The sequence below is a fragment of the Streptomyces sp. NPDC059037 genome, assembly GCF_042740015.1.
GTDB lineage: Bacteria > Actinomycetota > Actinomycetes > Streptomycetales > Streptomycetaceae > Streptomyces.
The window spans coordinates 17,697-32,290 of sequence record NZ_JBHYIG010000003.1 but is presented as its reverse complement, the minus strand read 5'-3'; the positions used below and the strand labels follow the sequence as shown (position 1 = coordinate 32,290).

Below are 14,594 nucleotides of genomic sequence, written 5' to 3'. Positions count from 1 at the left end.
GGGGGGGGGGGGCGCCGGGCGCGCCCGGGCCCCGCGCCCGGGTCGCGGCCCGGGGGGGCAACCCCCGCGGGGGGCCGGTCGTGAGGTGCGGATCGCTGAGATGCGCGATGGCTGTCGTCATCCTCGAACGTTCCAACGCCCTTGAGGGGAAGGTCAATCGGCGACTGCCGGCGCGAGTACCTCAGCGCACCACTGACGGAAGGTCGTGGGCGCGTTCTCGGGAGTGCTCGGCGCGGTGGCGCCGTAGTAGCCCTGGTCGTTCAGGGAATCCGTCATGTCGGCAAGGCCCTGCGCCCAGGCCTCGCTCGCCCCGAAGCGCATCATCGTCGCCTTGTAGTCCGCGCCGGTGGTCTGCTGCGCGCGCACCGGACGGCCGATGACCTCGGCGACGACCTGCGCCATGGCCTCGGGGGACAGGTCGTCGGGGCCGACCAGCGGGACGTCGGCCTGCCCGGTCCAGGAGGTGTCGAGCAGCAGCCGGGCCGCCGTGGCGGCGATGTCGCGGGTGGCGCAGGTGCGCAGGACACGGTCCGGAGCCAGCGCCAGGCGGAGCGTTCCCGTCGCGCGGACCGATTCGGCCTGGCCCAGCAGGTTCTCCATCAGGAACGGCGGGCACAGCGCCCGGTAGTGCGCGCCCATCGCGGAGATCGCCTCGTCCGCGGCGAGCGACGCCGAGATCTGCCCGGCGTTCTTCGCCACTCCGCGGCCCAGGGTCGAGACGCCGACGACCCGCTCGACACCCTGGTGCCCGGTCACCTCGCGCAGCGGCTCGGTGAAGTCGCGGAAGTGGCCCTCGACACTGGCGGCCCCAGGCGTCGGGGGCACCAGCCAGAACAGGCGGTCGGCGCCCGCGCACGCCTCCTTCAGGACGGCCGGGTCGGCATGCGATCCCCGTACGACGTCGACGTGTTCGCGCGCCCGCTCGGAGAGACGGGCGGGGTCGCGGGCGATCACCCGGATCGGCGGGGTGCCTTCGGGGGCGTCGAGGAGGCGGTCGAGGACCTGGCGGCCGATCTGCCCGGTCGGGGTGGTGATGACGATCATGAACAACTCCCATAGGGATACGTCGAGTTGGAGATGGCAGGTGGTGCTTGAGGAGGCTTCGGCGGCTGCTTCGCCGGATGTCGTCGAGCCTGCTGCCTCGCGCGCCCGAACTGAAGGACCGATCAGCTCCCGCTTGTTACCCTCAGGGCAATACCGACCGGAGGGGGAGAGCGTGGAGTCGCGCCCGCTGAGCTACTTCGTCGCCGTCGCCGAGGAGCTCAACTTCGCCCGCGCCGCGGAGCGCCTCGGCATCTCCCCGCCGCCCCTGTCCCGCGCCATCCGCCGGCTTGAGGCGGACCTTGGCGTCACCCTCCTCGAGCGGACCACCCACAGCGTGACGCTGACCCCGGCAGGGACGGTGCTGCTCGCCGAGGCGAGGATCGCCCTCGACGCCCTGCGGGCCGCCGCCCGCCGGGCGCAGCGCGCGGCCTCCCCGGAGCCGAAGCTGGTCCTGGCCGTCAAGGCGGACGGGGACGCGGGACTCCTGGAGCCGATCCTGGAACGTCACGCATCCGATCCCGCGGCCGTGCCCGTCGCCGTCCGGCTGTGCGCCTGGCACGAACAGCCGCGGCTCCTGCGTCAGGGGGAAGCCGACGTGGCCCTGGTGCACGAGCCCTTCGACCGCACCGGCGTGGACAGCGAGGCACTGGTCGCCGAACCGCGTGTCGTGGCACTCGCCGCCACGCACCCGCTCGCCGGCAAGGACCAGGTGGCACTCGCCGATCTCGGCCTGCGCCCCGGCGATGTGCACCGCTTCATCGACGAGACCCGCGGCAGGGGCCACGACCTCGCCCAACTCCTCACCCTCGTCGGCCTTGGCGACGTCACTCCCTTGTTCCCCGTCTCGGTGGCCGACCGCTACCCACGCCCCGGTGTCGTCTACCGGCCGGTCACGGACGCACCGCCCGCGGTCCTCGCCGTCGCCTGGCCGCAGCAGTCCCGCTCGACGGACGTGGCGGCACTCGTCCGCGCCGCCACGTCCGTGGCGGAGGCGGGCCAGGGGTGAGTGCGGCAGCGCCGGCGGGCCTGCGCGGGACCCCCTTGTCATGGCGCGGGACCCTCCTGTCATGGCGCGGGACCCCCTTGTCATGACCGCTGCGGTATAACCGGCGCATGATCTACCACGCCGTGCCGCTCAGCGAGTGGAGCGCCCAGCCCGACCGCCCGTACGCCCCCGCTTCGCTCGCGGAGGAAGGGTTCGTCCACTGCTCCCCTGACGAGCCGACAACTCTGGCCGTCGTCAACGCCTTCTACCGGAGCGCGCCGCGGCCGCTGCTGGTGCTCTGCCTCGACGAGGACCGTCTCACCGCCCGGGTGGAACACGAGGCGGCGGCCCCCGCTCCGCCGCCCGGTGTCGCCGAAGACACCCTGTTCCCCCATGTGTTCGGGCCCGTCAACCGTGACGCCGTCGAGCGGATCCTGGAGGTCGAATGGGACGAGGAGGGCTCGGCCAGGGGGTTGAAGCAGGCGAGCTGACACACGCGGCGAGCCCCGCCGACGGTCAGCGGGCCAGCAGGTCCCGCAGGGCCTTGGCGATGTCGGCGGGCGCCTCCTCCGCCATGAAGTGCCCGCACGAAACGGTGGAGTGGCGCAGGTCGGCCGCCCACGCTCCCCACAGCGCCGCCGCCTCGAAGCCGAGTGCGGCGCCCCAGTCCTGCTGGAGGACCGTCACGGGCATGGTCAGCCGGTTGCCCGCCGCGCGGTCCGCCCGGTCGTGGTCGACGTCGACGCCCGCCGAAGCGCGGTAGTCCGCGACGATGGAGGGCACGGCGTCGCGGCAGGCCCGCAGATAAGCCGCGCGGATTTCACCAGGGACGGCATCGGCGTCATGGGCCCACACGTCGAGGAAATGACCGAAGAACTCGTCCGCGCAGGCGGCGATCATCTTCTCGGGCAGTCCGGCCGGCTGGGCCATGAGGTACAGATGAAAGCCGACGGCCGCGGCCGTGCCGTGCAGGGCCTCCCACATGTCGAGGGTGGGCAGCACGTCGAGGCAGGCCAGATGGGTGATCACGTCCGGATGGTCGAGCCCCGCACGGAAGGCCACCAGCGCTCCCCGGTCGTGCCCGGCCAGGGCGAAGCGGTCGTGCCCGAGGCTCTTCGCCAGGGCGACGACGTCACCTGCCATGGTCCGCTTGGAGTAGGTGTCGGGGCCGTCCTCCACGGGCTTGTCGCTGTCGCCGTAGCCGCGCAGGTCGGGGCAGACGACGGTGTGATCGGCGGCGAGGTCGGCGGCGACATGGCGCCACATCAGGTGCGTCTGCGGGAAACCGTGCAGCAGGACGACCGGCGGGCCCGAACCGCCGACCGCCGCGGTCAGGGTGACGCCGTCGGCCACCGGCACGCGGTGGCGGTCGAATCCGTCGATGGTGGGTTCCATGGCTGCGCTCATTTCGATGCGGAGGGGTCTCGCCGGTCGGTGTCCGGAAGTTGTCCGGTGTCCCGAATGTGTCCGGTGTCCCGAACATGGTCGGTGTCCCGGATGTGTCCCGGTCAGGCGATGGGTCAAGCCTGCGGGGCCTCGATGAGCAGCCGATGAACGCGCTGTACGTTGAGGTCGGCGGGCCGAGGCAGGTGCGGGCCGTGCCGGATGCCGTGCGGCGCACCCGTGCCGGGATCGCCGACCCCGACCGGCCCACCGGATCGTTCCTCTTTCCTCGGGCCGGCCGGCGAAGCACAGCGTGGGACGGAAGGACGGGCGGGACGTGCACGTGGACTTCGGGGTGCTCGGCCCCGTCGCTGCCTGGGACGAGGACGGCGCGGCCGTCCCGCTCAAGGGGCCGAGGCACCGGGCGGTCCTCGCCCGGCTCATCGTGGCCCGGCGGCGCGTCGTCCCGGTCGCGCGCCTGGTGGAAGACCTGTGGGAGGAGCCCCCTGCGGACGCGGTCGGCACGATCAGGACGTTCGTCGCCGGTCTGCGCCGCGCGATCGAACCGGACAGGCCGCCCCGGGCGCCGGCCCGCCTGCTCGTCACCGAGGGACCGGGATATGCGCTGCGGGCGGCCCCCGATGACGTCGACGCCTGGCGGTTCGAGAAAGACGTCGAGTCCGCCGCCGAACTCCCGCCGGGGCGGCTCGTGGCCCGGCTCACCGACGCGCTCGCGACCTGGCGCGGTCCCGCCTACGCCGACTTCGCGGACGAGCCGTGGGCCCGCGCCGAGCGCTCCCGGCTCACCGAACTGCGCCTGCACGCCGTCGAGCGCCGCGCCGAGGGCAGGATCGCCCTGGGCGCGGCCGCCGAGGCGGTGCCGGACCTCGACGCCCATGTCGCCGACCACCCGTGGCGCGAAGACGCCTGGCATCTGCTCGCGACGGCCCTGTACCGGTCGGGACGCCAGGCCGACGCGCTGTCCGTGGTCCGCCGCGCACGGCGCATGCTCGGCGAACACCTCGGGGTGGACCCGGGCCCGCGGCTGCGCCGCCTCGAAGCGGACATGCTGCGCCAGGAGGACCATCTGGACCCGGGCCCCGGCGGAACGGCGGCCCAGGTCTGGGCCCAGGCGGCAGCGGCGTACGAGAACGTGGTGCCCGCACGCTCCCGCGCCCGTCTGGAATCCACGGCCGGTCTGATGCGGGACCTGGCGGTGACCGGAGGCGGGGGGGGGGGGGGGGGGCGCGCGCCCCCCCCGGGCGCGCGGGGCGCGGCCCGGGCCGCCCCGGGGCCCCCCCCCCCGGGGGCGTGCCGCCCCACCCCCCCCCCCCGGGCCCCCCGGCCCCCCGACTCCTCACCGGGCAGGGCGCGGGGGGTCGACCACCCGGTGAGGAGCAGGGAAGGGCGTCACGCTCGCGCAACGCCGCCGACGCGGGGTCCTGCGGCTGCTGCACCCGCCCGGCCATCAGAACGTACAACACGTGTTCATTAATGTCACCTATCTCTTGAAACCGGTCGACCCGGAGGAGAGGCTAGCGGTCACGCCCCACCTCCCAGCCGTCAGCGAACTCCCCCCGGCGCCGGGCCAACATTGCCAACTCGTGGACTGCGGCACGCGCTTCCGCCGGGACCTCCCCCTTACCCCTCCGAACGACGCGTGGAGCCTCAAGTGCGAGGCGAGCGATCCTCTCCACGTCGAGCCCCCCCCTCACCTGCATCCCCGATGGGGGCTACGCCGCCAGGTCTCTGCCGCCCCGTCGTCACGGTCAACCCCTCCGCCTCGCACACCGCAAGCTGCGGAATGCCGTCGCCGTGCACCTCCACAACCCCTCCACGGCGCCCACGCCGTTGACGTGCACTGTTGTTCAACTGCTGGCCTATAACTTGATGTTGACCATACGGGTGATCTTGCAACCGGAGGGCTTCCCCGAACAGTACGCTCGCCTCCTCGCTCCCCCGAGCCTTACGGACAGTCACCGACCCTATCCAGTCTTGCACTTTGCTGCAACGATGGTGCAACGTAGTGCATGCACGTGGAAGATCGAACAGGCCGGGACTGATGACCGAAGACAGAGACATTGGCGGCCCAGGGCAGTCGTCGTGCGACGACCTGATCCAGGAGTCCAAGCACGCAGTCGCTACGCGCCTGCGTCACATCAGGCAGCATCACCCTGAAGGTCCGTTCACCCTCGCTGTGCTGGCTGAACGGTCTGGAGTGTCACAACGGACGCTGGCCCAGCTGGAGTCCGCAGAGGGCGCCAATGTCACGCTGGAAACACTCGTGAAGCTGTCTCACAGCCTCGGAATTCCCCGGCCGGGCTACTTCATCGACGACGTGGTCTTTCGACAGGTCAACGCCGAGCTGGCGACGCTCGCAGAGATGCGCAAGCACAAGGTCCAGGGTGTGGCGCTACGGACCTCTGCCCCCACGGATCTGCCCCCAGCCTCCGTTGAAGAGCTCACTCAACTGCTGAGCGGCATCCTCAGCGATGCCGCCAAGGCGCGAGATGCACTGCAGGAGCTACCGTCCGCCCAACCCCCCACGCCCCCACACGAAAGCGGCAGTTAGCCAGATCATGGCAAGAGCACCAGGCCGGCGGATACCCGGCGGAGAAGAGAAGAACCTACGCCTGCGCTGCGCTGAGCGCGTGAGGGACCTCAACCTTCCGAACGGCAAAGACCTCACCATCCCCGCACTCTGCGAACACCTGGCCCAAAGCCGCCGCCACCCCTTGGACGTCGTCACGGTCCCGCTACCGGACGGGTGTCCCGATGGCCTGCTGGTCGAGACGGGCACACAGGACTTCATCGTCCTGGAGCAGCGCCTTGCACCCGTGCATCGGCGGCAGGTGTTCTTTCACGAAGTCGGGCACCTCATCTGCGGCCACCAGGGGTCACACCCACTTCCTGTCTCGGTGATCCAGAAGCTGCTGCCTTCGCTGTCTCCAGACCTGGTGAAACGCGTGCTCTGCCGGGATCACTCGCAGACGGAGGATGAGGATGAGGCCGAGTACACGGGCTCCCTCATCGGACGCCAGGTCAGTAACTGGGCCCCCCAGCGCACCTGGCACGTCCCCCCAGACGCCCAGGCCCTGGTAGAGCGTCTATCCGTACTCGAACCCCCACGGCGATAGCAGCGAGATGAACGACTTCCTGTATCCGATAGTTGCCTCGGTTTCCCTCATCGCGCTGCTGTTCAAGCTCCGCGTCCTGCGCAACGACCGTTCTCCAGCCCAAGTGGCTCTGATCGGCAACTTCTTCCTTATGTTCGTGACCTTCACCGTCTCGACACCCGTGGTCTGGGCCGCCGTCAGCAGCGCCGTCGGCATCACGAACTTCTCAGGACTACTGACGCAATCAGCCGTGATCCTCTCGGCAGCCTGCCAACAGCTGGTGCTACTCCACCTCACGCACAATGCAGAGGATGCCTGGCGCAAAGCCCGTCCTCGACTCATCGGCCTCGGTCTGGTTCTGGCCGCCATGATCACCTTGTTCGCCTCAGCCACAAGCCTCGGCGAGCGACCGGATGACTTTGCACTGGCCAAAGCTCAGTACTACCCCGCCTACCTCGGCGTCTACTTGCTCGGGTACATCGCGAACCAGATCGACGTAGGCATCTTGGGGTGGCGATGCGCGAAGGTCGCTCCCACGCCGTGGCTCAAGCGCGGGTTGTACTTGATCGCGCTGACCCTTCCCTTCGCGATGATCTACGGCGGGTGTCGCCTTGCAGACATCATCGCCGGCCAGTTCGGTACAAGTGGGCACGGTTGGGAGCCCGTTGCACAGATCGCGGTGACCGTCGCCACCATCATCAAGACCGCCGGATGGACGGTGCCCGACTGGGGGCCGACCCTGAGTGCGGCGTGGCAGCGAGTCGACGACTGGCGCGCGTACAGGGAGCTGGCATCACTCCACAGAGCGGTGACCGCGGCTGTTCCTGAGACCATCTTGGCCCTGGACAATCACGTCGACCTCCGAACTCGGCTGTACCGGCTCATGGTCGAAGTTCGCGACGCCCAGTGGGCACTGCGTACATGGATGACGGTCGAGCACGAAGCAGAAATGCGGTGCAGGTCGCAGTCGATTGGGCTCGAAGGGGCCAATCTCGCCGCCGCTGTGGAGGCAGAGCAGCTCCGATACGCGCTCCGAGCCAAGAAGCTGTCCGCCCAGCCGCATACACATGCCCCCTGCCCCAGAGTCGCTGAACCCCAGGATCTGGCTGCTGAACTGGAGTTCCAGCGGAGGCTGGCTCGAGCCTTCAAAGCCGCGGCCTCTGCCGAGTCAGTCTTCCGCCGCAAACTGACGAGAGCCTTCAAGGGCTCCGCCCATACCTGTGCCACACCCATCTCGGCAGCGGCCCCAGCCTCGCGACCGGAAGGCACGGCATGAGCAAATCAACTGGCCTTCCGCGCCCATTCGACAGCGCGCTCCTCACAGATCCCTACCCGGCGTATGCACGGATGCGAGCTACCGGATCCGTTCATCGCGTTGCGCTCCCCGATGGTGCACCGGTCTGGCTCGTACTCGACGAAGCCTGTGTGCGAGCCGGACTCACCGATCCACGTCTCTCTGTGAACAAGGCTCACTCAGGAACCGGATACAAGGGGTTCACTCTGCCCCGGGCCCTGGACGCCAACCTCCTGAACCTCGATGAAGGCGACCATGCACGCTTGCGTCGTCTCGTTGCCCACGGATTCACGCCCCGTCGAGTAGAAGGTCTGCGCTCAACGATCCGAGACGCAGCGAACAGACTTGCTGACACCCTCTCCTCGAACGAACAAGGCGATGTAGTCGCCGACTTCGCCATCCCTCTGCCGCTGACGGTCATCAGCGACCTACTCGCAGTCCCTGAATCTGACCGTCGCCCCTTCGCTGCATGGGTCCGGAACATGTTCACGCCTGAACATCCCGGACAGATTCGCGACGCCGTGAGCGCCATACACGCGTTCCTTGGGGGCCTCGTCGAAAACCGTCGGCGGAGCCCCGGAGACGACCTCCTTTCTGCGCTCATCTCGGCCCGCGACGAGGGGGACCGCCTCAGCGAAGACGAACTCGTATCCCTGGCCTTTCTGATCCTCATGGCTGGCGTCGAGAACGTGCAACACCTCATCAGCGCGGGACTACTGACCCTGCTGCGCCACCCTGACCAACTCGCGGAGATCCGCTCCAACCCAGGCCTGCTGCCCTCAGCTGTCGAGGAACTGCTCCGCTACGCCCACCCCAACCAGATGGCTATCCGCCGCTTTGCTACGGAAATCATCGAGATCGGCGGCGTACAGATCCCGAAGGGCGACACAGTCATGCTCTGTCTCGCCGCTGCCCACCGAGATCCTGCTCGATACCCGGCTGCAGACCGCTTCGAGATCCACAGGAAGGACAAGACCCACCTGGCGCTCGGCCAGGGACTGCACTACTGCCTCGGTGCTTCCCTGGCTCGCGCCGAGATTCAGATCGGGCTCGGCGTGCTGCTGGAGCGATTCCCGCACTTGAGGCTGGCCGTACGCGCGGACGAGCTGGAGTGGCGCTCATCCTGGCGGTCACGTGCTCTTCGACGGCTCCCGCTACAACTTCGGTCGGCTCATGGCTGAGCAGGCGCCGCCGGGACCTCGTCCTCCTCCGCCAACGAAGTGGAACCCCACACGCGCCAGCGGAGGGCTACGCGGTCGGCATCCACGGTGCGAGAGCCCCTGGACGCTGCCGGATAGACGGCCACCTGGTCCAGGAAGAGGGCCAGGACACCCTTCTTCGAAACCAGCGGGGCATGCTTCCACCATCGGACCAAATCCGGGACGTCCCCCACCGGAACGTGCTTGACCTGCTCCAGGAACCGGGCCTGCGTCGTGCTCTCGCGGATCAGCTCTGTCAGCTTCTTGTCCGCCGACCTGAACGCCTTGAGCGACAAGTCCTGGGACTGCGCATAGCTCTCGCCCAGACGCTTCTGCCGACGACGAGCAGAGGCTGCTGTCTTCCGTAGCTTCGCGGCTTCGGCGAGCAGTTCATCGCGCGCCAGCCCAATCAGGGCAGATACCTCTGGCTTGGCCATCTCCGCGAGAACGTGCTCGGCCACGTAGTTTTCCAGCAGGTCGGCCTTGACGCGGATCTTGCCGCACCCGCCCGGATGCTGCGCTGTGCTCGGCGAGCAGCGATAGCCGCGGGTTCCGCTGCCGGACGGCGAGGATCCAAGCGAGTAGGCACACAGTCCACAGACACCCAAGTGGCCAGAGATCAGGTACTCGCGCTGATCAGCTCGCTGGGTGTTCGGGTTGTTAGAGGGACGCATGGCACGGATGGCAAGGAAGTCTTCAACGGGGATGATCTGCGGGCCGCCGGTCTCGACCAACTCGCCGTCCTCGTTCTCTTCCAAACCGGCGATGGCTGGGTGGTAGAGGACAGAGGCAAGCACCGCGGGCCTGAAGCGGCCTCCGCGAGTCGTGCGGTACCCCGCATCCCACATCCACTCCACGATGGCTTCGAAGGTCTGCTGGAGCAGTCGCCGGGAGGCGGCACCGCGGATCCCTTCCGCCTCAATCTCGCGCACCCGCCGGTACGCCATGTCCTCAAAGCCATACAGCCGCGGCATTCTCTCGCCCCTCCTAAACCGACCCCCTTACCGGTTTGATTCTACCGAAGATAGGTCACACTCTTGCCTAATCAAACGAACACCTCAAAGTGCACTTCTAGGCACGTTCAGTTACGCCTACTACTCCCCGGCCTTGGTCTACACCGAGGACGCGCCACAGCTCGGCCGTCGGCACACGGACCGTTCCACCCAGTGGCAACGTCCGCACAGGGAAGTCACCCACGCGTATCAGTGCATACGCCTTGTCCCGCCCAATTCCCAGAGCACGCCCGGCAGTTGTCACGTTCACCGTGGCAGGAAGAGCCAGCAGCTCATCCAGGCTCATGGCTCCGGTCGGAGCCTGGCCGCCCGCTTCCTGAGCAGTCATGTCGCTGGTCGCAATCTCCCCCGCGCCAACTTGCAACTGACCTTACAGCAGTGTCCGACAGCCCCAGCAGGATTGAGAACGATCACGCCAGACACGTACGGAAGCGTACGCACGAGCACGACTGGCTACGCGCCAGTCAGCAGCAGGGGGTCGGATGTTCTCGCCGAGCTACTACCGGCGGTGCCAGTGCAAGGGGCCACTCAAGGACAAGGGCGGCAAGCCGGTCCTCGACGCGGACGGCAACCCCAAGATCGGCTCCATAGGCTCGACGTGCCCCAAGCTGGGTAAGGGGCACGGAACCTGGGCGTTCTACTTCGAGGCCGAACCCGGCGAGGGCGGCAAGCGTGCACGTGTCCGCCGTGGCGGCTTCACGAAGCTGGACGATGCCAAGAAGAAGGCGAAGGAGCTGTACGACGCCGCCTCGGCCGGCACCGACGTGCTGTCCGACGAGAAGTGCGGAGACTTCTTCCTCCGGTGGATCAAGGCCAAGAAGTCACTGGCCCGCACCACCCGCCACGGCTACGAGGAGCACATCACCAACTACCTGCTCCCTCACCTCGGCCACATCAAGCGACGCGACCTCAAAGTCCGCCACCTCGACAAGATGTACGACGCGATCGAGAAGGAGAACGCCGAGCGGGTCCTCCACCGTCTGCGCGTCGATCAGCTCCAGAAGGACCGCGACGACGCGCACCAAGCCTGGGTGAAGACGGCGGGCTACGCCAAGAAGGAGGAGCGCCGCGCCGCCCGCCGAGCCTTCCTCGACGCGAACTCTGCCCTCCGCGAGGGCAAGAAGGGGCTGCGGAAGATCACCTCCGCCGCCACCATGCACCGCATCAACGACACCCTCAGCTCTGCTCTCTCCTGGGGTATCAAGCGCGAGCAGGCGTTCACCAGGAACTGGGCACAGCTCGTGGAGCTGCCGCCCGTCACCCGGCCCAAGCCGCTCGTCTGGACGCCTGAGCGCGTCGAGCACTGGAAGCGCACCGGCGAGAAGCCCGGCCCCGTCATGGTCTGGACCCCGGAGCTGACCGGCCAGTTCCTGGACTTCGCCCAGGACGACTGGCTCTACGAGCTGTGGCACAGCTTCATCTTCCTCGGACCCCGCCGCGGCGAGATGGCCGCACTGCCCTGGACCGAGGTCAGCACCGACGCCCTCTGGCTGCGGATCTCCCAACAGATCGTGGAGGTCGCCTACAAGCTGTACGGCGAAGCACCAAAGGCCGACAGCGTCCGCACCCTCTCCCTGAGCCTGGAGTCCGGCGACAACCTCGTCAGCTTCCGCGCCAAGCAGGACCAGAAGCGCCAGGAGTGGGGCGCCGCCTACGTCGAGAGCGGCCGCGTGTGGACGCACGAGAACGGCGAGGAGCTCCACCCCGACTGGATATCCCGACGCTTCACCCGCCTCGTGGAACTGTCCGGCCTACCTCCAGTCCGCCTGCACGACCTGCGACACCTCGCCGCCACCCTGTCCCTGCTCGCAGGCCACGACATCAAGGTGGTCCAGGAGAAGCTGGGCCACTCCTCGCGCCAGATCACCTCCGACACCTACACCAGCGTGCTGCCCGAGATGATGCGGGCCGAGGCCGAGTCGGTCATGGCCGTCGTTCCCCGCGACATCCCCTTCGAGGTGCGCACCCCGCTGTCGATCCCCGAGACGGCCTGGCGGAACGACATCTCCGTCTTCTTCGCCCACGGGGCACGACAGTCAAGTGACACCTGGGCCGTCGGAGTACAGGCCCAACCCGACTCTGCTCTCCTCGGCATGATCACCCTGGCCGGGCGGGGCCAAGAGGACGCCGCCAACGCGGCCGTGAAGTGGATACGGGATCACTGCACCACCAACGACCTGGAACTGGTGCGGGTGGAGAACTTCAACGACCGGTACCCGGAGGAGCAGCGCACGGACTTCTCCCTCACGCGCTTCACGATCGCCCGCTCCGAGTCCCCGGGCATCGACGGCTGGGCTCTGCCGACGGGCCTGCCGCCCGCCGCATCCCGTGCCGTCCGCGGGGCTCCGAACCGGCGTCGGAAGGCGGCGTGAGGGCGCTTCTGTCCACTGAATCGTTCCCGCGTCCACTGCGTGTCCACTGGATCATGGTCCGAGAGTGAAGGAAGGGCCGCCACGGTTTGCATGGCGGCCCTACCGGGCACGTTCGCGCAGGTCGGAACGATTCTGTCCGGACCCGCTGAGGTGGGGCGGGTGGGACTCGAACCCACGGCCGACGGATTATGAGTCCGCTGCTCTAACCGGCTGAGCTACCGCCCCTAACGGCGCGTCGCGCACATTTGTGCGCGCCGTCTGCCGCAGCATAGCCGCTCATACGATCTCCTGCTTCGGATGGTCGGCATCACTCGACCATGAGGACCACAGTGCTGCCCGCTTGGTTCCACCGGGCACGAAAAAGGACCCCCGAGGGAAACTCAGGGGCCCTTCTCACAGCTCTCCCGACTGGACTCGAACCAGTAACCTGCCGGTTAACAGCCGGCTGCTCTGCCAATTGAGCTACAGGAGACCGAGCTCCCCCGACTGGACTCGAACCAGTAACCTGCCGGTTAACAGCCGGCTGCTCTGCCAATTGAGCTACAGGGGATCGTCTCGTCGCAACGATGTCACCTACCTGGGGATTCCCGGGCGGCGTTCGCTCGCTGCGACACATACATTAGCGCAAGCAGGGGGGTGCTCCGCCAATCGGTATCCCCCTCCGACGCAAGGGAAGGGTGGCAGCCATGCGCTACCGGCTCACTTTCGTGGCGGGACTGGCTCTCGGGTACGTGCTCGGGACCAGGGCCGGACGCGAACGTTACGAGCAGCTGAAGAAGTCGGCTCGCGAGTTCGCGCAGAACCCGGCCGTGCGCAACACCGTCGAGTCCGCGACGCAGCAAGGACGCGATGTGGCGGGCAAGGCCTTCCACTCGGTGTCCGAGAAGGTCGGCGACCGGGTGCCCGAATCGGTGGCCGACCGGGTGCGGTCGCTGCGCGAGCGCGGGCAGTCCGCCCCGGCCGAGGACGACTGGGGCACGAGCAACACCTAGCCGGAGGGCCGGCTGGGGCCTGCGGTACGGGACACGGTGCGCGGTGCGGCAGAATTCCCGCATGGGGATAGTCGCTGGGCTGGACAGTTCGCCCGATTTCACGCGCATCGTGGTCTGTGACGCGGACACGGGCGCCGTACTCAGGCAGGGCCATGCCCCGCATCCGCTGGAGAACACCGAGAGCGGAGGGCGGCCTTCGGACGTCGATCCGCAGGCCTGGCTGCTCTCGCTCGGCGAGGCGGCGGGCGGTGGGCTGCTCGAGGGCGTGCAGGCCATCGGCGTCGCCGCGCAGCAGAACGCCCTCGTCGCCCTGGACCAGCACGGCAACACCGTGCGGCCCGCGCTGGTCGGCAACGACCGGCGGGCGCAGGTCGCCGCCGCCGATCTGATCGACGGGTTCGGCAGCCGCGAGGCCTGGGCGCAGGCCGTCGGGTGTGTGCCGCAGGCGGCGCAGCCCGTGACGAAGCTGCGCTGGCTGGCGCGGACCGAGCCGGAGGCGGCGCAGCGCGTCGCCGCGCTGATGCAGGCGCACGACTGGCTGGTGTGGCAGCTCCTGGGCCGTCCCGCGCGGCGCACGACCGACCGCGGCGGGGCCTCCGGGACCGGCTACTGGTCGGCGGCGTCGGGGACGTACCGACCGGATCTCGTCGAGCTCGCGCTCGGGCACCAGGTGATGCTGCCCGAGGTGATCGGCCCCGCCGAGGCCGCGGGGACGACCCCCGAAGGGCTGCTGATCTCTGCCGGTACGGGCGAGACGATGGCCGCCGCCTTTGGGCTCGGGGTCCAACAGGGCGACGCGGTCGTCTCGTTGGGGGCGTCGGGGTCGGTGATGGCCGTGCACCACGAGGCGCTGGTCGATGCGAGTGGGACCATCACGTCGCTGGCCGATGCCACAGGAATGCATCTGCCGGTGGTGCACACGCTCAACGCGGTGCGGGTGCTGCGGGGCGCCGCCGAGATGCTGGGGGTTGCCGACCTCGAGGGGCTCTCCGATCTGGCCATGAAGTCGACGCCGGGCGCGCACGGGCTCGTACTCCTGCCGTATCTGGAGGGTGAGAAGACGCCGAATCTGCCGCACGCCGCGGGCACCCTGACCGGGCTTCGGCGGGAGTCGAGGGGGGCCGCGCCAAATGGGGGGGGCCCCCGCGGGGGGGTTGGGGGCGGGGGGGGGGGCGCGGGGCGCCGGCGGCGCCGGC

General features: G+C 68.8%; 12 protein-coding genes, 3 tRNA genes and 1 pseudogene. 10 read left to right on the top strand and 6 right to left on the bottom strand.

Annotation, left to right across the window (positions count from 1 at the left end):
* Positions 1-153: 153 nt before the first annotated feature.
* Positions 154-1,044, bottom strand: coding sequence for an NAD(P)H-binding protein (locus tag ACFWY6_RS01275; protein ID WP_384684851.1), 891 nt, complete (start codon positions 1,042-1,044; stop codon positions 154-156).
* 172 nt (positions 1,045-1,216) lie between these two features.
* Between ACFWY6_RS01275 and ACFWY6_RS01270 the strand changes: the two genes are divergently transcribed.
* Positions 1,217-2,050: a LysR family transcriptional regulator gene (locus tag ACFWY6_RS01270; RefSeq protein WP_384684848.1), complete on the top strand. Its 834-nt coding sequence runs from the start codon at positions 1,217-1,219 to the stop codon at positions 2,048-2,050.
* 107 nt (positions 2,051-2,157) lie between these two features.
* Positions 2,158-2,520: a DUF952 domain-containing protein gene (locus ACFWY6_RS01265; protein ID WP_384684845.1), complete on the top strand. Its 363-nt coding sequence runs from the start codon at positions 2,158-2,160 to the stop codon at positions 2,518-2,520.
* 25 nt (positions 2,521-2,545) lie between these two features.
* On the opposite strand, the gene ACFWY6_RS01260 is transcribed toward ACFWY6_RS01265, so the two are convergent.
* Entirely contained in the window at positions 2,546-3,424 is an 879-nt protein-coding gene (locus ACFWY6_RS01260) for an alpha/beta fold hydrolase (RefSeq protein WP_384684842.1), read from the bottom strand.
* A gap of 325 nt (positions 3,425-3,749) precedes the next feature.
* Between ACFWY6_RS01260 and ACFWY6_RS01255 the strand changes: the two are divergent.
* From ACFWY6_RS01255 to ACFWY6_RS01235, 5 genes and pseudogenes are all read left to right on the top strand, one after another.
* A pseudogene (locus ACFWY6_RS01255) lies at positions 3,750-4,709 on the top strand (BTAD domain-containing putative transcriptional regulator); the annotation flags it as partial.
* Positions 4,710-5,474: 765 nt separating this feature from the next.
* Positions 5,475-5,984 (top strand): helix-turn-helix domain-containing protein, encoded by a 510-nt coding sequence (locus tag ACFWY6_RS01250; protein WP_384684839.1) that lies wholly within the window; start codon positions 5,475-5,477, stop codon positions 5,982-5,984.
* Positions 5,905-6,549, top strand: a complete 645-nt coding sequence (locus tag ACFWY6_RS01245; protein ID WP_384684836.1) for an ImmA/IrrE family metallo-endopeptidase — start codon at positions 5,905-5,907, stop codon at positions 6,547-6,549. Before ACFWY6_RS01250 ends, ACFWY6_RS01245 begins: the two co-directional genes overlap by 80 nt.
* A gap of 7 nt (positions 6,550-6,556) precedes the next feature.
* Positions 6,557-7,804, top strand: coding sequence for an MAB_1171c family putative transporter (locus tag ACFWY6_RS01240; protein ID WP_384684833.1), 1,248 nt, complete (start codon positions 6,557-6,559; stop codon positions 7,802-7,804).
* 182 nt (positions 7,805-7,986) lie between these two features.
* Complete coding sequence (locus ACFWY6_RS01235) at positions 7,987-9,003, top strand: cytochrome P450 (protein WP_384684830.1); 1,017 nt, start codon at positions 7,987-7,989, stop codon at positions 9,001-9,003.
* On the opposite strand, the gene ACFWY6_RS01230 is transcribed toward ACFWY6_RS01235, so the two are convergent.
* Positions 8,994-9,995 (bottom strand): recombinase family protein, encoded by a 1,002-nt coding sequence (locus ACFWY6_RS01230; protein WP_384684827.1) that lies wholly within the window; start codon positions 9,993-9,995, stop codon positions 8,994-8,996. The genes ACFWY6_RS01235 and ACFWY6_RS01230 overlap by 10 nt on opposite strands.
* A gap of 521 nt (positions 9,996-10,516) precedes the next feature.
* On the opposite strand from ACFWY6_RS01230, the gene ACFWY6_RS01225 reads away from it, so the two are divergent.
* Positions 10,517-12,406, top strand: a complete 1,890-nt coding sequence (locus ACFWY6_RS01225) for a tyrosine-type recombinase/integrase (RefSeq protein WP_384684824.1) — start codon at positions 10,517-10,519, stop codon at positions 12,404-12,406.
* 151 nt (positions 12,407-12,557) lie between these two features.
* On the opposite strand, the gene ACFWY6_RS01220 is transcribed toward ACFWY6_RS01225, so the two are convergent.
* The 3 genes from ACFWY6_RS01220 to ACFWY6_RS01210 form a co-directional block, all read right to left on the bottom strand.
* A tRNA-Ile gene (locus tag ACFWY6_RS01220) sits at positions 12,558-12,631 on the bottom strand.
* Positions 12,632-12,805: 174 nt separating this feature from the next.
* A tRNA-Asn gene (locus ACFWY6_RS01215) sits at positions 12,806-12,878 on the bottom strand.
* Positions 12,879-12,883: 5 nt separating this feature from the next.
* Positions 12,884-12,956 (bottom strand) — tRNA-Asn (locus tag ACFWY6_RS01210).
* A 136-nt stretch (positions 12,957-13,092) separates the two neighbouring features.
* Between ACFWY6_RS01210 and ACFWY6_RS01205 the strand changes: the two genes are divergently transcribed.
* The gene (locus tag ACFWY6_RS01205) at positions 13,093-13,398 is read left to right on the top strand and encodes a YtxH domain-containing protein (protein ID WP_384684821.1); all 306 of its coding nucleotides are present in this window, start codon (positions 13,093-13,095) and stop codon (positions 13,396-13,398) included.
* Between the two features lie 61 nt (positions 13,399-13,459).
* Positions 13,460-14,594 (top strand): FGGY-family carbohydrate kinase (locus ACFWY6_RS01200; protein WP_384684818.1); only part of this gene is annotated, 1,135 nt, incomplete at its 3' end.